At 64.8% G+C, this 19,140-nt stretch carries 15 protein-coding genes and 1 pseudogene; 1 reads left to right on the top strand and 15 read right to left on the bottom strand.

Features of this window, described 5'->3' with window-relative positions:
* Positions 1 to 59: 59 nt before the first annotated feature.
* Positions 60 to 836 carry a MetQ/NlpA family ABC transporter substrate-binding protein gene (locus tag BMZ19_RS20030; protein ID WP_090313351.1) on the top strand — a complete coding sequence of 259 codons (777 nt, stop codon included), beginning with the start codon at positions 60 to 62 and terminating at the stop codon, positions 834 to 836.
* A 123-nt stretch (positions 837 to 959) separates the two neighbouring features.
* Here the strand turns inward: BMZ19_RS20030 and BMZ19_RS20025 are convergent, their stop codons facing one another.
* The 15 genes and pseudogenes from BMZ19_RS20025 to BMZ19_RS19965 all read right to left on the bottom strand — a co-directional run bounded on the left by BMZ19_RS20025 (position 960) and on the right by BMZ19_RS19965 (position 19,117).
* Positions 960 to 3,425, bottom strand: a complete 2,466-nt coding sequence (locus tag BMZ19_RS20025) for a patatin-like protein (protein ID WP_090313350.1) — start codon at positions 3,423 to 3,425, stop codon at positions 960 to 962.
* 233 nt (positions 3,426 to 3,658) lie between these two features.
* A complete protein-coding gene (locus tag BMZ19_RS20020) occupies positions 3,659 to 4,213 on the bottom strand; it encodes an SDR family NAD(P)-dependent oxidoreductase (RefSeq protein ID WP_244517291.1) in 555 nt (184 codons plus the stop codon).
* Between the two features lie 289 nt (positions 4,214 to 4,502).
* On the bottom strand, positions 4,503 to 5,798 hold the full coding sequence (locus BMZ19_RS20015) for an OprD family porin (RefSeq protein ID WP_090313349.1): 1,296 nt from the start codon (positions 5,796 to 5,798) through the stop codon (positions 4,503 to 4,505).
* Positions 5,799 to 5,966: 168 nt separating this feature from the next.
* The gene (locus tag BMZ19_RS22485) at positions 5,967 to 6,125 is read right to left on the bottom strand and encodes a hypothetical protein (protein WP_170847816.1); all 159 of its coding nucleotides are present in this window, start codon (positions 6,123 to 6,125) and stop codon (positions 5,967 to 5,969) included.
* Between the two features lie 297 nt (positions 6,126 to 6,422).
* Complete coding sequence (locus tag BMZ19_RS20010; RefSeq protein ID WP_090313348.1) at positions 6,423 to 7,994, bottom strand: BCCT family transporter; 1,572 nt, start codon at positions 7,992 to 7,994, stop codon at positions 6,423 to 6,425.
* 323 nt (positions 7,995 to 8,317) lie between these two features.
* Positions 8,318 to 9,565 (bottom strand): M24 family metallopeptidase, encoded by a 1,248-nt coding sequence (locus BMZ19_RS20005; protein WP_090313347.1) that lies wholly within the window; start codon positions 9,563 to 9,565, stop codon positions 8,318 to 8,320.
* A 43-nt stretch (positions 9,566 to 9,608) separates the two neighbouring features.
* Complete coding sequence (locus BMZ19_RS20000) at positions 9,609 to 10,904, bottom strand: MFS transporter (RefSeq protein ID WP_170847815.1); 1,296 nt, start codon at positions 10,902 to 10,904, stop codon at positions 9,609 to 9,611.
* Between the two features lie 36 nt (positions 10,905 to 10,940).
* Positions 10,941 to 11,312, bottom strand: coding sequence for an ethanolamine utilization protein EutQ (locus BMZ19_RS19995; protein WP_090313346.1), 372 nt, complete (start codon positions 11,310 to 11,312; stop codon positions 10,941 to 10,943).
* Entirely contained in the window at positions 11,309 to 12,637 is a 1,329-nt protein-coding gene (locus tag BMZ19_RS19990; protein WP_090313345.1) for an NAD(P)/FAD-dependent oxidoreductase, read from the bottom strand. The genes BMZ19_RS19995 and BMZ19_RS19990 overlap by 4 nt, the downstream gene beginning before the upstream one ends.
* Positions 12,638 to 12,646: 9 nt before the next feature.
* Positions 12,647 to 13,816: an FAD-dependent oxidoreductase gene (locus BMZ19_RS19985; RefSeq protein WP_244517293.1), complete on the bottom strand. Its 1,170-nt coding sequence runs from the start codon at positions 13,814 to 13,816 to the stop codon at positions 12,647 to 12,649.
* Between the two features lie 66 nt (positions 13,817 to 13,882).
* Positions 13,883 to 14,044 (bottom strand): annotated as a pseudogene (locus BMZ19_RS22720) (rubredoxin); the annotation flags it as partial.
* A 12-nt stretch (positions 14,045 to 14,056) separates the two neighbouring features.
* Positions 14,057 to 15,502 (bottom strand): aldehyde dehydrogenase family protein, encoded by a 1,446-nt coding sequence (locus BMZ19_RS19980; RefSeq protein ID WP_090313343.1) that lies wholly within the window; start codon positions 15,500 to 15,502, stop codon positions 14,057 to 14,059.
* Between the two features lie 10 nt (positions 15,503 to 15,512).
* Positions 15,513 to 16,703 carry an aromatic ring-hydroxylating oxygenase subunit alpha gene (locus BMZ19_RS19975; protein WP_090313342.1) on the bottom strand — a complete coding sequence of 397 codons (1,191 nt, stop codon included), beginning with the start codon at positions 16,701 to 16,703 and terminating at the stop codon, positions 15,513 to 15,515.
* 266 nt (positions 16,704 to 16,969) lie between these two features.
* Positions 16,970 to 17,899 carry a LysR substrate-binding domain-containing protein gene (locus BMZ19_RS19970; protein ID WP_090313341.1) on the bottom strand — a complete coding sequence of 310 codons (930 nt, stop codon included), beginning with the start codon at positions 17,897 to 17,899 and terminating at the stop codon, positions 16,970 to 16,972.
* Between the two features lie 219 nt (positions 17,900 to 18,118).
* Entirely contained in the window at positions 18,119 to 19,117 is a 999-nt protein-coding gene (locus tag BMZ19_RS19965) for a 2-dehydropantoate 2-reductase (RefSeq protein ID WP_090313340.1), read from the bottom strand.
* Positions 19,118 to 19,140: the final 23 nt, after the last annotated feature.

Below are 19,140 nucleotides of genomic sequence, written 5' to 3'. Positions count from 1 at the left end.
ACCCCGCGTCGCCGCGGCCATCCATTGCGGCGGCGCTCCATCCCACAAGGAGTTCAACAATGAAGAAACTGCTGGCCGCCGCGACCCTGTTCGCCGCCTTCTCCGTCACCGCCCAGGCACAAACCCTCAACGTCGCCGCCACCCCGGTGCCGCACGCGGAGATCCTCGAAGTGGTCAAGCCGCTGCTGGCCAAGCAGGGGGTGGAGCTGAAGGTGCGCGTGTTCACCGACTACGTGCAGCCCAACCTGCAGGTGCAGCAGAAGAATCTGGACGCCAACTTCTTCCAGCACCAGCCGTACCTGGACGAGTTCAACGCCAGCCGCAAGACCGAGCTGGTCAGCGTGACCGGCGTGCACATCGAGCCGTTCGGCGCCTACTCCAGCAAGCTGAAGAGCCTCGACGAGCTGCCCGAGGGCGCCAGCGTGGCCATCCCCAACGACGCCACCAACGGCGGCCGCGCCCTGCTGCTGCTGGCCAAGGCTGGGGTGATCACCCTCAAGGAAGGCGCCGGCATCACCGCCACGCCGAAGGACATCGCCGAGAATCCCAAGCACATCAAGGTCCGCGAACTGGAAGCCGCCACCCTGCCGCGCGTGCTCAAGCAGGTCGACCTGGCACTGATCAACACCAACTACGCCCTGGAAGCCGGCCTGACCCCGACCAAGGACGCCCTGGCCATCGAGGGCAACGACTCGCCCTACGTGAACATCCTGGTCAGCCGCGCCGACAACAAGGACAGCGAGGCCATGCAGAAGCTGGCCAAGGCCCTGCACAGCGACGAGGTGAAGGCCTTCATCGCCGACAAGTACAAGGGCGCGGTGGTGCCGGCATTCTGAGCGCCGGCCGATAACTCCCTGTGAAACACGAAGCCCCCGCAATGCGGGGGCTTCGTGCTTGTGGGCCGAGAATCGCCGGGTGGTGCAAAGACAGAAATCTGCGGCGCGGGTTTTCTTGCGCCCCTAGAGCCGTTTTACCGCATCGCCGAGCTTGTCGATCAGGCCCTGAACGCTGCCGAGTGCATGCCGCTCCTCTTCCAGAACGCTCTCGTACGCTCTTTTCTTGAGCGCCGCAACGTCAAAGCCCTTGCGCAGCTTGACTGGCACCGTGCTGATCAGGATATCGAACAGGCGGTCCACCGCATTCAGTCGCCCCCACAGGTAGTCGTTTTCACGGATCGAGCGACCCAGGAAGCCGCCGAAGCTGGCGAAAGCACTGCCAAGCAGCACCTCCTTGCGCAAGTCGAAAGTAATGTTGCGGGCATCTTCCGGGCTGATGCGGTCCACCAGGATCTCCTCGATGGTCTCGGCCTTCTGCGACAAGGCACTGGCGGTGGGGCGCAGGATCATGTCCCAGAAGAAGTAGCCGAGATAGCCGGTCAGAATCGCCAGACGGCTTTGCTCTCTCAGCTTCAAGAACAGCGGCGAAGCAAACACCGCGTCGGAATTGTCGACCATCCGCGCGAGATCGTACTCCTGGCCCAGACGCTCGATCAGATGCGACAGCTCGGTGCAGGCCAGCGGGTCGCCCTGGATCGCCTCGGCCGAGTACTCCCGAATCGCCTCGTCCTGGTGGAAGATCTCGCGGCAGGCCGTCACCGCCTGGCGGCTGAGGAAGTCCGGATCGTCGCAAAAGGCCAGGTCGCTGATGCACTTGTGAATCTTGATCTTCAGCAGATCCAGGGTTTCCGACTCGGCATCCGCGGCGGCCCCCTCGGCTACATCGGGGTACAGGTCGTTGATTTCGTGCAGCACGAAATTCAGCCGGCGCCTCTTGTAGATCACCCCGAAGTCCATGATCGTCCTGACAAACAGCGGCAGTTCTTCATTTCTGTAGACCTGCTCGGGTATCCGGTAGGTGGCGCTGATCACGCCCTGATGCCTGGCCCAGGCCTCGACCACCTCCTGAACGCGGCAAGCTTCAGGAGAGTCAGCTACGTATTGGCATGCCCAGCAGACGATTTGCACGACGAAGTCCAGGGCCTCGAAAACCAGTGAGCGCATCCAGGCGTCATAGGCGATGGACAGCCCGGCGACGGGGGTGAAGGAAAGCATCCTCCATTGCTGCAGATCATCGATGGTGAACCTGCCCTTCAGGCGGCCTGCGGTCTTCTCCTCGAGGTACTCGACGACCTGCGGTCGGGCACTGAGGATCGCCTCCTTGAGCCGGCGGGCCTGCACGTTGTGCCGACTGAGCATGGCCAGCTCGTTGTACACCGGATCCTGCCGGGGCAGATCAGTCAGTGCCCCGCGCAGGGTCGCGAAAAAGCCTGGCACGCCAGTGCCTGCCGACACGCGCCGGCCTTTCGGCCGCGGATCGACATAGACCAGCCGGCGATCCACCTCGCGGAAGGCGCTATGCATCCTGATGGCCTCGACACAGGCCATGATCGGCTTGTTGTCGAGAATGCTGCCATCCACCAGCACCGCCTCCTCGGGATCCTCGCCACGCTCGCGGTAATTGCGGAAATTCTCCTCGATGAAATGCGAACGAGCCGGCCAGGGCATGTGCCGCGCGGCCAACAGATCGTCCATCTCGCGTATCTGGGCAGGCGGAAACGCTCCCGGGTAGGAAGCCGACGCCCGCCCGGCGAAGGCCAGCGAGGGGAAGTTGTCGACATTGAACTCGCTGAGCAGATGCCCGGTCCTGCGGTGCTCGAAGCCGAAGCGCAGCAGGTGCCGATGCTCGCGCTCGTTGGCAACCGGCGGGTCATGGATGAAGATGGGCCGCTGCAGACCGTGGAAATCCGTCACCGTCAGCAGCAAATCGAGCTTTTCGCCCTTGGGCAGCAGTGACTCCCACTTCGAGGTCGAGGCATCCATCGCGCTCAGCCCATCGAGGATCAGTCCGGACAGGCGTGTCCCGTCGAGCGGCGGCTTGAACCAGAGGGAGCGCAGGAACACCGAGATACGCTTGGCGATGTCGGCATCGCCCTCGCCCGGAATCAGCCCCTCGCGTCCGAGGCGGCTCATCAGCGGCCGCATCAGCGGCCAGAAGTACCACTTGCTCCACAACCGCGCCTTGGCTCCCGGGGCCAGCAGGCTGAGCATGTCGGCCTGTTCCAGCCACAGGTCGGTGATCGGCTTGAGCGTGCGATCGTGGGCCAGCGCCGCAGCCAGTGTCACCCCGTTGATCGCGCCAGCCGAAGACCCGGCAATGACATCGACGATGACCCGCAGCGCCATGTCCTTGCCGAGGATCTGCAGGAATTGCAGGTAGGCATCCCCGGTCGAGCTTTCCGGCTCATCGGGATAGTGCCGATGAAAACTGCCGGTTACGTTCTGGGGTTCTTCGCGGGCTGGGGGAGCGTGGTAAAGCTTCGAGGCGCGAACGAGGTTGAGAATTTCCCGATTGATCCCATGCTGATAGACCGCCAGCGAAACGCCACCGAACAGGACGAGCGCCAGTCGCAGCTCTTTCTCTTTCATCGTCCGTCGACACCGCGTGAATCTCTCGTCCGGGGGCGACGGGAGCCTGCACCTGCAATCAAAGCTAGCCCAGAAACTGGTCGCGTAAAGCTGGTGCCATCGCAGCGGCTACCAGCGGGCACCTCTGAAAACCATTGGTACAACATCATCGTCGCTGCGCCACGCTGACCACAACCCGGTCCGTTACAGACAGAGCAGGGCCGTTGCTGCCCGTCACGAATCGCCAAGCCCACTCAGGGAAGACTCAACTTGACCATCCGTCCCCCATCCACGGTGAAGATCTGTTCGGTTATGAAGCTCGCCTCTTCCGCAGCGAGGAACGCCACAAGAGACGCCACTTCCTCCGCGGTTCCGGTTCGTCCCACAGGATGAATGCGGCCGATATCGCGTCGGAATGCGGCCGGGGCCGGCATACTCTCGATGAGCTCGACGTTCAGCTCGGAATCGATCCAGCCCGGTGCGACCGCATTGCAGCGGATGCCTTCATGACCGTGATCCACAGCTACCGCCCTGGTCAGCCCGTGCAGCCCGGCTTTGGAGGCGCAGTAGGCCGCATGGCCGGGGTTGGCACTCAGCCCTTCGATGGACCCGGTGTTGACGATGCTGCCTCGGGTCTTGCGCAAGTGCGGCAGGGCTGCACGGATCATCAGGAACGGCGCAGTCAGGCTCACCGCCAGGCTGCGCTGCCAATCCTCGAAGCTGGTTTCCTCGATCGCCGCCTGCTGCATCATGCCGGCGTTATTGACCAGCACGTCGAGCCTTCCGGCCTGCGCCATGAACTCAGCCATGATCCGCTGCGGCGCCTGCGGATCAGTGAAATCGGCCTCGATACCGTCGAACTCCCCGTCCTCCCCCCCGCTGCGCGGTGAAGACTTTCGCACCCTCGTCGCGCAACCTACGGGCGATAGCTCATCCGATCCCCGATCGCCCGCCGGTGAAGAGTGCCACCTTGCCTGCAAAGAGCCTCATGCTTACACCCTCATCCATTGGCCCCGATCAGACCCAGGCATGTCGTGTGATACCCCCATTCGAGCGAGACCTTGAGCCCCGCCGGCCGCAGGGCCCAAGGTCGCCCGGTCAGAACAGCTCGAGCGGATACTCAGTGATCACTCTCAGCTCATCCACATCGCCGCCCGCGCCACGGTGCGTTGCATAACGGACACGCAGCGAGAGGTCCTTGGCTACGCCCGACTGCACGACATAGCGAGCCTCGAGATCACGCTCCCACTCCTTGCTCGCAGCGGCCGCATAAGCGTAAGGGCCGTCACTACTGGAGTAACCGGAGCCGTCGATGTCGCCCTTGATATAGCGCGCCATCAAGGCCAGGCCCGGTATCCCATAGGCGGCCATGTCGATGTCATAGCGCGCCTGTACGGAGGATTCATTCGGACTATTGAAGTCCGAGTACTGCGAGGAGTTCGCGAGATAGATCGAGTCTCCGGCATTGATGCCGTCCATCAGGATATAGTCAAAGGGGGTGTTGCCGTTCACCTGCTGATGGGCCAGGGTGAAGCTGTGTGCGCCGAGCCTGTAGGCGGCTGACAATGACCAGGCCAGATTGTTGATTTCGCCTGCGAGCTCCCTGCCCTCGCTGCGACTGTCATAGAGGTTGAAGTTGAAGGTCAGGTCCCGATCGCTCGAGAGTGGCAGCGCATAGAGGATGTTGGCGTAGTACTGATTCCAGACATCTTCCAGATTGGCGCCATACAGGGACACGTTGAATCGATCGGATATCGAGTAGTTTCCGCCGATGTACCCGGCGCTGGGTGCATCCACCACGCCGGCATAGGTCAGATCTATTGACCCATCGCGATTGGTCGAGCCGCTGCCGTCGCGGATGGCGGTGAAGTAACCGGCATCGAGGCTGAGATCGGCAATGTCCTGACTCACGATCTGAAGGCCGCGCGCCGTGCTGGTGAACAGGCGCGTGGTCGTGGTGGCGAAGACCGGAGCAGTGGGGATGACATCGCCGATCTTCAGTTCGGTCCTGGAAACACGCGCCTTCACTGCGGCGCCGGCATAGGAGAACTCGTCGTCCACCTGTCCGTCACTGCCCACCGGTAGCAGGCCGGTGCCAGAGGTACCGCCGCCGCTGTCCAGTTTGATACCGAGCGCAGCATATGCATCAAGCCCCAGCCCAATGCGACCTTGCGTATAGCCAGATTCGAAGCGTGCCTGAATACCATGCGCCCACTCTTCCCGGTAATTCTGGGCGGCGCCTGGATCACGGTACTCTCGATTGAAATAGAAGTTGCGATTTATCAGCGAGAGGCTGCTGCCGTCCAGAAATCCACTTCCCTGGATATGTTCTTCCCCATGACTAATTTGCGGCAAAAAAGCAAGGGCAAGCACGGCACACTTATTAAATTTCATCATTATTTCCTTTTTTATTTTTTTAATTCCGCAAGTCTTTTGAATCAAACAAAAAAGATCTCGGCAGCACTCATGAATTCGTCGTAAAAATATTCAACCTCACCCAACCAGAACTTCTCTGGGCGGCGACTGCTTGCGCCTGAATCGGCACCCAGGATAATTAGACCACTACAACTCACGCCTCAGCGGAACATGCAGATGCTCGTCGCCTAACTGACCAAGGCCATTTCCATTCTCCCTTTCCACCCCTGCCCATCCACGAGGCATCAGCCGCAACAGGATGATGAAAATCGCCGCGACAGCAATAATGATCGAAACAACCTTCATCACAGTTCTCCTGGTCGAGCTCTGACCAATACGGCGACAGCACGCCGAGACAACCAGTAAACCCGACTGAATTTATTGAACGGTTCAATCTGCAGAAAACCCCGCGGCAAGAAAAACCACCGCGACAAGTCTTGGCAAAGCCATGGCGGGCAATGGCAACGCGGTATCGGGGCATGGGCGCCGGAATTGACCTACTGAGCGAACCAGGCAGGCCGCCAGGTACTGGCCATCGACCAAGGAAGCGGGGCTACGGACTATCCCGGCCCCTGCTTCTTCAGTACGGATCCCGCGTCCGGGTCAGCTGCGCGCTTCCTGGCACAGGGCCTTGAGGAAGCCGATCATCAGCAGCAGCATCAGCGCCATGAAGGGCAGGCCCATGGCCACCGCACCGGCCTGGATACCCTGCAGCGCCTTGTCACCACCGATCACGAACAAGGTGATGGTCACGATCGCGATCATCCCCAGCCAGAGCACCCGCTGCCCACGGTGGGTATTCGGGTCGCCACCGGACGCCAGGTTATCCACCACCAGCGCTCCGGAGTCGACCGAGGTGACCATGAAGATCACCAGCAGGAGCACCACCAGCCCCGAGGTGATCAGCGGCATCGGCAATGCATCGAGGAACTGGAAGATGGCCATGTTCACGTCGGTCAGCCCCTGGGCTAGGGTGCTGCTGCCGGCAACCACCTGGGCGATGGCGCCGCCACCGAAGGCGGTGAACCAGCAGATGGCCGCCACGGTCGGCGCCAGCATCACCATCGCCACCATCTGGCGCAGGGTCCGGCCACGGGAAACCCGCGCGACGAACACCCCGACCAGCGGACCCCAGGTGCACCACCAGGCCCAGTAGAACACGGTCCAGCCATGGAACCAGTCCTGGTCGGGACGCTCGATCCAGTTGCTCAGCGGCAGGAAGTACTGGGCGTAATCGATGCTCGAATTCAGCACGCCGGCGCCGAAATTGAGCACGCCGACGCCGACGACCACCAGCACGAACAGCGCCAGGGCGAGCAGCATGTTGAGGTTGCTGAGCAGCTTGACCCCGGCATCCAGCCCGCGCCACAAGGAAAGGGCTGCCAGTCCGGTCACCGCCAAGATGAACAGCAGCTGAAAGCCGAACGAGTTGGGCAGACCCAGCACATGGGTGATGCCGGCCGTGGCCTGCATGGCGCCCAGGCCCAGCGAGGTGGCCAGGCCGAACACCGTCAGCACCACGGTGAACACGTCCACCAGTTGCCCCGGCAGGCCCTTGTGCGCCTTGCCGATCAGCGGCTGCAGACCGGAGCTGAGGGAGAACGGCAGCCCCCGGTTGTAGGCGAAGAATCCGACCACCAGGGCGCTGACCAGATAGATCGCCCAGGGATGGAAGCCCCAGTGGAACAGGGTGGCGCCCATGGCCGCATGGGAAGCCTCAGGGGTCAGCTTGGTCACGTTGAGCGGCGTCTTCCACCACTCGGTGTACTGCGCCACCGGCTCGGCGACGCCCCAGTAGAGCAGGCCGACGCCCATGCCGGCGGCGAACATCATGGAGAACCAGGACAGGGTGCTGAACTCCGGCCTGGCGTCCTTGCCGCCCAGACGGATCCGCCCCAGCGGCGAAATCGCCACCCCGGCGCAGAACAGCACGGCCAGGTTGCCCATGATCATGATGAACCAGTCCAGGTTCTGCAGGATCCAGCCCTTTACACCTTCCAGGTTCTGCGCAAAGGCGTCTGGATTGCCCAGCGCCAGCGCGACCATGACCATCACGATGGCCAGCGAGGCGGGAAATATCACTCGGTGGAAGTTGAAACCCATCAGGCGGATATTGCTCGCTGGCATATATGCCTCACCGCCCGCCGACTGCTCGTAGACAGGTACGTCTTTCATGCAAGGACCCTCACTTTCTTATTATAGATTCGGGAGTGCATGTGGCCTCTTGAAAACATCATCCAGAGACCCATGCCTTGTTTATCGCTCTTGGATGGTCATTTACCCACCCCGTCCCGACAAATCATTTTTACTGTCGCAATTGGTGAGAAATTGTCATCAATAAGTCTGCACAGACCAGCGCTACAGCACGAACCAGCAGGCCATTCATGAGCAAATACCTGCTTCACACATGGATCCTCATAAAAACATGATTATTTATAAGAGTCCGGACAATTACGCCCGGACATGCGCACCAGACTTTGCGAAGTCCGCCCCGCCGCTCAGACCAGCCAATCTTCTTCCCACGGATAATTCGACAGCGGCACGCAACCATTCGCCGTCAGCAGAACTTGCTGTTCGAGTTTGACGCCCTGCGCTCCACCGCGCTCGCCGATATAACTTTCAACGCAGAGAACCATGTTTTCCTCGAACACACCGTCATAGCCGCTGCTTTCCCAGTCGGCGCCGCGGTGAGCCAGTGCCGGATATTCGTCGGCCAGACCGACGCCGTGCACCACGCAGCAATAGCGGTTGTGCCAGTAGGGCTCGGGAATCGGCCAGGCGCGCTCGACGAATTCGCGGTGACTGAGTCCCGGACGGAGCAGGTCCATGTTGTGCTGCACCTGCTCATGGGCCAGGCGATAGAACTTGCGCTGCTCGGCGCTCGGCGCAACGTGGCCTACCGTCCAGGCGCGGGAGATGTCGGCGCAGTAGCCATAGGGGCCGATCAGGTCGGTATCGAAGCAGACCAGTTCGCCTTCCTGCATCACCCGGTCGCTGGACTCCTGCATCCAGGGATTGGTGCGCGGCCCGGAGGCCAGCAGGCGGGTCTCGATCCACTCGCCGCCGTGGCGGACGTTCTCGTAGTGCAGCCAGGCCCATAGCTGGTTCTCGGTCATGCCCGGGCGCAGCTCGTCGTGCATGCGCTGGATGCCGCGCTCGCACACGGCGATGGTCCAGCGCATCAGCTCCAGCTCCTCGGCGGATTTGATCTTGCGCGCCTCCTCCATCAGGCTGTGTCCCTCGACCAGGCACAGGCCCTGCTCGCGCAGCAGGTCGAGCCCCTCCAGGTCGGCCCTGTCCACCGCCAGACGGGCCTTGTCGCCGGCATGCCGGTGCAGCACCGCGCGGATGTCGTCGGCCCAGGCCAGCGCCTTCTCGCCGATCCGCGAGCCGGCGCCGAAGTAGCTCCAGTTGATCGCCGGACGGATCTGGTCGAGCAACTCGTTGCCTTCGTGCAGGTGCTCGCAGTTGTGGAACTCGAACAGCACCACCGGCCCTTCGGCGAACACCAGGGCATAGCGGGCGTAGTTGTGCAGCGTCCACACCTGCATGTTGGAGGTGTCGGTGGCGTAGCGGATGTTGACCGGATCGTAGAGCAGGATCGCCGCGCAGTCGGCGGCGAGCAGCTGCTGGCGGACCCGCTGCAGACGGTAGCCACGCGCCGTCCGCAACACCTCCGGGGTCACCGGGTTGCGCAGGGGCTGGTCCGGGGTGGATGTCAGGTATTTTTTCTTGTTTTCGAACATCGTTGTCTCCTGATGAAAACCATGCGCGGGCCTCAAGGCCCGCTCACGCGACGGGCTCCGGCGGAGGTGCGGCGGATGCCCCCTCCTCGGCCACGCAAGGTTGCGGCAGTGCCTCGCCCGGTTCGACGGCGGCCGCCAGAGTCGCACTGGCCAGGCCGTTGGGAGTCGCCTGATGATGCAGGGGCGCGCCCTCCTGCAGGTGCTCCCCAGTCACCTTGCGCTGACTGGCCAGCAGACCGAGCAACGCGGCACATCCGGCGAAGAATGAGTACAGGCTGGAGGGGCCGAAGGACTCCATCAGGAAGCCGGCCAGCAGCGGGCCGATGCCCGCGCCAAAGCCGAAGGTGAGCAGCAGCATGCCGGCCAGCGAAACCCGCAGTTCCGGCGCGATGTTGTCGTTGGCCAGGGCCACGCCCAGCGGGTAGAGGCAGAACTGCAGACAGCCGACCAGGGCCCCGCACAGCAGCAGGGACTGGAACGGCAGATCCTGCAACAACGCCAGCGGCAGACAGGCCAGCGCCAGCAGCAGCGCCACCCAGCGGATCAGCGCGGCGCGCGGCAGGCGGTCAGAGAGCAGCCCCAGCGGAACCTGCGCCAGCAGACCGGCACCGACGCTGAAGGCCATGAACTGCGCCACCTCATGGGTATCCAGCCCCTGCCGGCTGGCATAGATCGAAGCCAGGCCGAAGAAGCTGCCGTTGATGGTGCCGGACGCCAGGGTGGCCAGCAGCGACTGGGGTACCCGGCGCAGGAACAGCCCGATCGCCAGCGGGGTAGTCCGCAGCGGCCGTGGATGCATGCCGCGGGTCAGGGCGACCGGCACCTGGCACAGAGCAAAGGCCATCGCCACGCCCAACAGCAGGCGTACCCCCAGCCCATCGTCCAGGCTCAGGGCCAGCTGACCGAGGATCATGCCGATATAGGTCGCTACCATGTACAGCGCCATCACCCCGCCGCGCTGATCGCTCCGCGCGCAGTCGTTGAGCCAGCTCTCCAGCACCATCAACTGGCACATCATCGCCAACCCGACCAGGGCGCGCAGCAGCAGCCAGAACGACAAGTCCGTACTGAACTCGTGGCCCAGCACGGCCGTGGCAATCACTCCGGCGCAGGCGACATAGGCGCGCATATGGCCGACGCGGACGATCAGCCATTGTCCGGCCTTGCTGCCGACCACCATGCCCAAGGCATTGGCAGCCATCAGCGCACCGCCCCAGGACGCCGACACGCCGTCGGCGCTCAGGCGCAGGGCCAGATAGGTGATCAGCAGGTTCGAGCCCAGCTGCATCAGGATGCAGGCCAGGTAAAGGGAGCTGAACGTCCGGGTCAGGCCAAACATGGACACCTCCACCGGGGAGCAGCGATATTCATCGCATCAGGCCAGGCCATGGCGCTGCTTCCAGTCGCCGGGATGGACCACGTAGCCGAACAGCGCGTGGCCACCGTAGACCAGCTCGGTGCCCTCGGGGATCCACAGCAGCTGGCCGGGCTCGACGCGATACAGCTCGCCGTTGGCACGCAGCTCGAAGCAGCCTTCAATGACGAAGATCACCTCGTCGTAGAGCAGGGACCAGGCCACCTCGGCGCCTTCCCAGCGGGCGAAGCCGATGCCCATGTTCGGCGAGATCTCGTTGCTGACCGCCCGCGCCACCCAGGCCGCCCCGGGTGGGCCGCCGCGCGGCAGGAAGTCGAGGTCACGCTGATCGACCTTGAGTACCGGCCCCTTACCGGAAACGACCTGGCTCATAGTTCGCTCCTGCTGCTCCAGGACGCCAGGCGGATGCGCGAGCGCACGCCGAGGCCGAGGAAGGGTTCCGGCGGATTCAGCGAGGGCATCCCGGTGACCGCGCGGATGTCGCGCAGCTGCTGCGACTCGGCACCCACCACCTGGTCGGCCAGCATGGTTCCGGAGATGGTGCCCCAGGCCACGCCGACGCCGTTGTCGCAGGCCGAGGCATGCACCCCCGGCTCCAGCTCGCCGAAGAAGTTGGTGAAGTTGCGCGAGATGGCGTAGACGCCGCCCCAGGTATGGGTGAAGGGCACCTCGGCCAGCTGCGGGTAACGCGCCAGCAGGGAGCGGCGGTGACCGACGCGGATCTGCTCGCGCATGCCGTCGCTGGTGCTGCTGCCATACTTCGGCACGTGCTTGTAGGTGTTGCGGATGATCAGCCGGCGATCCTGAGTCATGCGCACCGTGGTGCCGGCATGGTCGGCCGGGGTCAGGCCCCAGTCGAGCTGGCCGCCATAGGCCGCCATTTCGGCGTCGCTGAGCGGACGGGTCCAGCTGGCAAAGGTCATCACCGGCAGCAGACGGTTGCGCAGGTAACCGAACTCCTGGGTGAAGATACTGGTGGCGAGCAGGACCTGCGGGGTGCAGATGTGTCCGTTGCGCCCGTGCAGGATCCAGCCGCCCTGCCCGTCGCGCTCCAGGCGCTGAATCGGCGACTCCTCGAGCAGCTCGACGTTGGCCGGCAGGCTGTCGGCCAGGCCGGCGACCAGCGCAGCCGGCTGCATCAGGTAGCAGCCGGGGGTGAAGATCGCCCTGCTGTAGTGGCCGGTGCCCAGCACCCCGCCCAGTTCGGCGCGCTCGACCCAGCGGTACGGCTCGCCGAGATCGCGCAGCAGGTGCTCGAAGTGCTCCAGGTAGGCCAGCCCGCGAGGACCGACGGCGCCCTGGTACTTGCCGGCATGCGACCACTGGCAGGCGATGCCATACCGCTCTATCAGGCCCTGCAGCTGGGAGATGGCGGTGCGGTTGAGTCCGAGCAGCCGCTGCTTGTGCGCCGGATCCGGATGTTCGAGGGAGAATTTGTGCGGCAGGTCGATGGCGAAGCCGGAGTTGCGCCCCGAGGCGCCTTCGCCGACACGCTGGGCATCGACCAGCAGGATGCGCGCCTCGGGCAGGTGTTCGGCCAACCGCCGTGCGGCGGCCAGGCCGGCATATCCGGCGCCGATCACTGCGTAGTCTGCACGCTGTTCGCCCTGCAGGCGCTTGCAGTCCGGCCGGGGCGGCAAGGCCGCGTACCAGCCGCAACTGCGGTCATCGTTGGGTAGATTGATCTTGTTGTTCATGAGCACGCCTCAGGCCACTTCTTGTTGTTGTGCGTTCTGGCAGGACTGCAGCCAGGTATTGCGTTGCAGCTGCGCCTGACGGCCGAGCAGCACGAAGCCGCGCAGTGCCGATCCAGCGTCGTAGAAACCGGCGGTGAGTCCGTCCTCGGTCGCCGTGCAGCGCCACTCGCCGACGCAGCCGGGCGGCGGCGGCAGCAGGCACAGCGGTGCGACCGGGGTCTTCACGGTGACCGGCATCAGCGGATAGCTGACCGGCGTCGGCTTGCCGAGCAGGGTCTTGCTCAACGAGCGGATACCCTGGCTGATCGGCGCCAGATAGGGCAGCAGCTGGCCGTCGATCTCGATGCAGTCGCCCAGGGCGTAGATGCCCGGCTGCGAGGCCTGCAGGCAGGCATCCACCTGGATGCCGCGACCAGTGGCCAGCCCGGCCGCCTGGGCCAGGGCCAGCTCGGGGCGCAGGCCCACGGCCGACAACAGCAGATCGGCACCCAGGCTCTGCCCGTCGTTCAACTGCAGTCGATAGCCGTCGCCCTCGCGCTCGACGCGCTGCAAGCTGTTCTGCAGATGCCAACTGACCCCCAGCCCGGCCAGCGCGGCCTGCAGTTGCTGGCCAGCCTCGGCCGGCAGCAGGCGCGCCATCGGCCACTCTCCGAGGCCGATGACGCTGACCTCGAAGCCGCTGGCGGCCAGGTCGTTGGCGAACTCGCAACCGATCAGGCCATCGCCGAGAATCGCCACCCGGCGCTTGCCGGCCAGCTGCTCACGGAAGCGCCGGTAGTCCTCGAGGTTGTTGACGCTGATCAGCGCATCGCCCTCGCCCTCGACCACCACGCGCAGCGGCGCGGCACCGCAGGCCAGCACCAGCTGGCCGTAGTCCATCACCCCGAAGCTGGTGTGCAGCTGGCGAGCCTGGGCATCGATCCGCTGCACATTGCAGTGCGGGTAGATACGGATGTTCAGTCGGCGCTCGATCTCCAGGGCGGATTCCGTGGCCAGCGCCTGAGCATCCTTGCTCTGCGCCAGACCGATCGACAGCGCCGGCTTGGAGTAGAGCTGCCCGGACTCGCGGGTCAGCACGCGGATCTCGACCTTGGGATCGGCCTGACGCAGCGCCTGGGCCAGGCCGTAGCCGGCATGGCCGCTGCCGATGATCACGATCGGCTGCGCCGCCGCGACCATGGCCAGTGGCTTCTGTGCGAGCGGAGCGCTGCTCGGCGCACTGGCCGCCGCACTGGCCGGCTCGCTGATCTCGATCATCTCGAAGTCGGCCTTGCCCACCTTGCAGTCCGGACACAGCCAGTCGTCGGGCACGTCCTCCCAGCGGGTTCCGGGAGCGATACCGTCATCGGGCCAGCCCAGCGCCTCGTCGTAGATCCAGCCGCACACCACACAGAGCCACTTTTTCATGATCGCCTCCGCTTACTCGCCAGCCACGCGGATAGCCACGTTCTTGGTACGCACGTAGCTGTACAGGGCCTCCTGTCCCTTCTCGCGGCCAAAGCCGGACAGCCCCACCCCGCCGAACGGGGTTTCGATGCCACCGGCATACCACTCGTTGATGAACACCTGGCCCGCGCGCAGACGGCGGGCACAGCGCATGGCGCGGTCGATGTCGCGGGTGAACACCCCGGCGACCAGACCGAAGTCGGTGTCGTTGGCGATGGCGATGGCCTCCTCCTCGCTGTCGAAGGGGATCACCGCCAGCACCGGACCGAACACTTCCTCGCGGGCAATGCGCATCTGCGGCGTGACATCGCGGAACACCGTCGGGCGCATGAAATGGCCTGCCCGGTCGCTGTAGGCCTCACCGCCTGTGGCAACCACCGCGCCCTCATCGACAGCCTGCCGACAAATGGCCTGGATGCCGGCCAGCTGCTGGGCGCTGATCACCGGGGTGAGATCGGGATCGTCCTGGCCGCGGCCGACGCTGAGCCCTTCGGCCAGCTCGACCACCGCCGCGACGACGTCCTCGTAGATGTCGCGCTGCACCAGCAGGCGCGACATGGCCGAACAGACCTGCCCGGCATTGAAGAAGATGCCGCTCTTGACGCTGGCCAGCAGCTTTTCGCGATCGGCGTCGGCGAACGCCAGCGCCGCCGACTTGCCGCCCAGCTCCATCACGCTGGGGATGGCGTATGCCGCCGCCGCACGGAGGATCGACTGACCGGTCGGCACCGAGCCGGTGAAGACGATCTGGTCGGCCATCCGGCTCTCCACCAGATAGGCGCCCACCTCACGGCCCTGGCCGCAGATCAGGTTGACCGCGCCGCGCGGCAGGCCGGCGCGCTCGATCGCCTGCAGCAGCACGCACAGGCCCAGCGGCGACAGCTCCGGCGACTTGATCACCACCGCGTTGCCCGCGGCCAGCGCCGGCGCCAGGGAGCGCGCGCAGATCGACACCGGGAAGTTCCACGGCACGATCTGCGCCGAGACGCCCATCGGCTCGTAGACGGTGAAGTCCATGTAGCCGTTGCCCAGCGGGATCGAGGTGCCCTCGATCTTGTCGGCCATGCCGGCGTAGTACTCGAAGTAGCGGGCCGCCTCGACGAACTCGTCGCGGGCATCGCGCAGGCCCTTGCCGTTCTCCTGGCAGAGCACCCACGCGCCTTCCTCGGTGACCGCGCGGATCTCCTCGGCGATGCGCAGCAGCCAGGTGACCCGCTGCGCCGGGCGGGCGCGGGTCAGCTCGCCGCTGTCGGCGCAGCGGCGCGCCGCCTGCAGCGCACGCTCGGCATCGGCCGTGCTGGCCTGGGCGATGGTCGCCAGCGGCTCACCGCTGCCGGGATTGTTCACCGTCAGCGGGACCGGGCTGTCGACCCACTCCCCGTCGATGAAGTTGAGCCAGTGGGTGGCGATAGGATGCATGGCGACCTCCTCAGGCGGACTGCTGGGCAGCCAGCAGCTGACGTGCGGCCCAGAGGTGGAAGTAGTGGGTGGGAACGTCCATTTCCGGCGAGAAGGCACCGCCCTGGAAACCCGGGGAATGACGACCCTGCTGCATGCCCTCGACCGAGGCGATGTCCTCGCCGAACACCACGCGCCAGGACTCCAGGATGGCGTCGCGGCAGCCGGCGTACTCGTCACCCAAGGCCTCGTCGCCGACGTAGAACAGGCGCAGGTGCTCGATGGTCTTACCCGGCGCGACCGGCTCGAGCATGATGGCGAAGGCGTGGTCGGCCTGGATGCCGAGCAGCACGTTGGGGAAGAAGGCCAGGTACTCGGCGTTGCGCAGGCGGTCCTGCGGCCAGCTGGGGAACTTCGGCAGGTGGGTGCCGGCAATATCGGACAGGTTGTAGGCGTAGCTGCCCTGACCGGAGAAGCACTCGTCGAACTGGATGTTGTAGTGATCCTCCAGGCGCGAATAGCTGTTCAGGCTCGGATGGACCCACGGCAGGTGGTAGGCCTCACAGTAGTTCTCCACCGCCAGCTTCCAGTTGCAGTTCACTTCCAGGCTCAGCGTGCCGCCCATCGACTCGCGACGCATCAGGCCCATGCCGTCCCTGCCGAGGAACTGTTCCCAGCGCGCAGTGACCGGCGCCAGCACTTCCTGCAGCGGCGCGGCCTTGCCGGACAGGTTGACGAACACCATGCCCATCCAGATCTCGCTGCGCAGCGCCTTCAGGCCATGCTTCTCGCAGGCGAAGCGCTCGTCCTTGTGCTGGTTGATGCCACCGACGTGCGGGGTGCCCTTGAGGCCGCCGTTGAGGTCGTAGGTCCACGAGTGGTAGGGGCAGCGCAGCACACCCTGCACTTCGCCTTCCTTGTCCACCAGCTTCATGCCGCGGTGGCTGCAGACGTTGTGGAACACCTGCACCAGGCCCTCGCGGTTGCGCATCAGCAGCAGCGGCAGGCCCATGAAGTCCACCGGCTTGACGAAGCCGTTCTTCGGCAGGTCGCCCTCGAAGCCGACGCAGGCCCAGGTGCTGCCCATCAGCTGGTCGCGCTCGAGATCGAAGAAGCGCTGATCGGTGTAGAACTCGTTGCTCAGGCCGGTGGCTTCATGGATCGGGGCCAGCACCGCTTCCAGCACCTGGGTGGGGATGAGGCGAGAGGTGGAGTTGGTCATTGTTATTCTCCCTTGCTTGCACGATGGGGGTGATCGAAACAGGCACTGAGCGCCTGTGCGTGCAGCAGAGTTTTCAGCAGGGGAGAATTCCGGACAAACGATATTTACAGGGGCATTAGTGACTTTTAGTCATCAATAAAAATCCGCCACGGACATATATCCGGGCGGACTTCGAGGAAGACTCTTTCGCCAATTAATGCGAAAAAATCATTAATATCGGAAATAAAATGATGCGTCGGACGCGCGCCACGGGGGCCCGCCCCTGCTCAGGCAGCGCTCTGCGGCTGCTCGCCGACAGCGGGCAGCTGCTCCAGCAGCCACTGGCGGAAGCGCTCGATGCTCTGCCGCGGGCGCCCGCGCCCTTGGTGCTCGAGCAGGCAGAACTGCGCGTCGGTATCCAGTACCGCCTCGATCGGCCGCACCAATGCGCCGGTCTCCAGATGGGTGTTGACCAAGTTGTTCCAGGCCAGCGCCACACCCTGGCCGATCAGCGCCGACTGGATCAGCATCGAGTAGCTGTTGATGTTGATGCGATGGCGGGGCTCGGGCGGGGTGAGGCACAGGCGGCGATACCACTCCGGCCAGCCGATCCAGTCGCGCTGCGGATCCTCCAGCCACAGCCAGGTGCAGACGGCCAGTTGCTCCGGGCTCTGCAGGTTGGGAAAGCGCGCCAGATAGTCGGGGCTGCAGACCGGGAACACCCGCTCGGAAAACAGCGGGGTGACCTCCATGTTCTGCGGCGGGGTCCGGCAGTAGTACAAAGCCAGATCGCAGTCTAGGCGGGAGTAATCCTTGACGTGATCGTAGGCGATGATGCGCAGGTCGATGTCCTCGTGGGCCTGCTGGAAAGCGGCCACCTTGGGCAGCAGCCAGAGGGAGGCCATCGCAGTGCTGGTCGCCACCGTCACCTGATGGGCGCCCCGCCAGTGACGCAGCTCACCGGTCGCCTGGGCCAGGCGCAGCAGGGTTTCCTGCACCACCTCGTAGTACTGGCTGCCCGAAGGGGTGAGGTGCATGGCCCGGGTAGTGCGCTCGAACAGGCTCTTGCCGAGAAAGTCTTCCAGATGGCGCACCTGGCGGCTGATCGCGCCCTGGGTGACGCTGAGCTCCTGGGCCGCCAGGGTAAAGCTCAGATGCCTGGCGGCAGCCTCGAAGGCCACGAGGCTGTTGAGCGGAGGCATTGGCTGAATTTTCATGGGCACGCAAACCGCTTTGTCGTTGTATTTGTAGACGCGGTTATAGCAAGCGCCCGGCCAAGCGCCTAGTGCAGTGCGGACCATTCGGCCGAAGAGTCCGCGACACCCACCTGCACATCAGCCAAGTCGGCGAGCAGTGAGCCGTCCAGCGCGTGGCTGGCGCAGCGGATAGCGAGCGCCAGCCAGATCGGCCAGCATGCAGTGACGACGCGAAGAGCCTCACTGCGCCGTACGGGGCGCCCCGGCGTCCGGGTACAGGCCATGCACCCGCGCAAACAGGCGCGTCAGACCGAGCAGGGCATCGATGTTGGGGGTGTCGACGCCGAGGCGCCGGCCGATCTCCTGCACCGCGCCGACGATGCTGTCCAGCTCGATGGCGCGGCCCGCTTCGGCGTCCTGCAGCATCGAGGTCTTGAAGGCGCCCAGCTTGCGGGTCACCGCATGGCGCTCGTCGGGGCTCTGGGTGACGTCGCAGCCGATCAGCCGGCCGATGGCGGCGGCTTCGCCCATCGCCGCCGAGCAGAACTGGCGCACCAGATCGTCGTCGAGCAGGCGGTCGATGGTCGCGCCGGTGATCGCCGAGACCGGATTCATGGTCAGATTGCCCCACAGCTTGTACCAGATGTCGTAGCGGATATCGGCGCTGACGGTGACCGCAAAGCCGGCCCTTTCCAGCAGCTCGGCCAGTTGCTGCACCCGCGTGGAGGCGCCGCCAGCCGGTTCGCCGATGATCAGCCCGTTGCCCATCACGTGGCGCACCAGCCCGGGCTCCGGGCAGGTGCAGCTGGCGTGCACCACGCAGCCGACGACCCGCTCGAACGGGATGGGCCGCGCGATGGCACCGGCCGGATCGACGCTGGCCAGCGGCGCCTCGAAGCCCGGCAGCCCCTGACAGAACCACCAGGGCACGCCGTTCATGGCCGGCAGCACCAGGGTTTGCGGCCCGACCAGCGGCGCGAGGCGCGGCGCCAGATCGGCCAGGGCCTGGCCCTTGACCGCGATGATGACCAGGTCCTGCTCGCCGAGCTGCTCGGCACTTTCGGCCGCCTCGACTGGCGCCTGGATCAGGCCTTCGGCGGTTTGCAGACGCCAGCCGTGGCTTTGCAGCGCCTCCAGAGTGGCGCCGCGGGCCAGGGCGCTGACGCTGGCGCCCGCTGCGGCGAGTTTGCTGCCGAGGAAACCGCCGATGGCACCGGCGCCGACTATGCAGACCTTCATGGTTGCTTCTCCTGTGAGGCCAA

This window comes from Pseudomonas linyingensis (assembly GCF_900109175.1).
GTDB classification, from domain to species: Bacteria; Pseudomonadota; Gammaproteobacteria; order Pseudomonadales; family Pseudomonadaceae; genus Geopseudomonas; species Geopseudomonas linyingensis.
The sequence above is the reverse complement of the archived record's forward strand: the minus strand, read 5'-3'. Positions and strand labels throughout refer to the sequence as shown.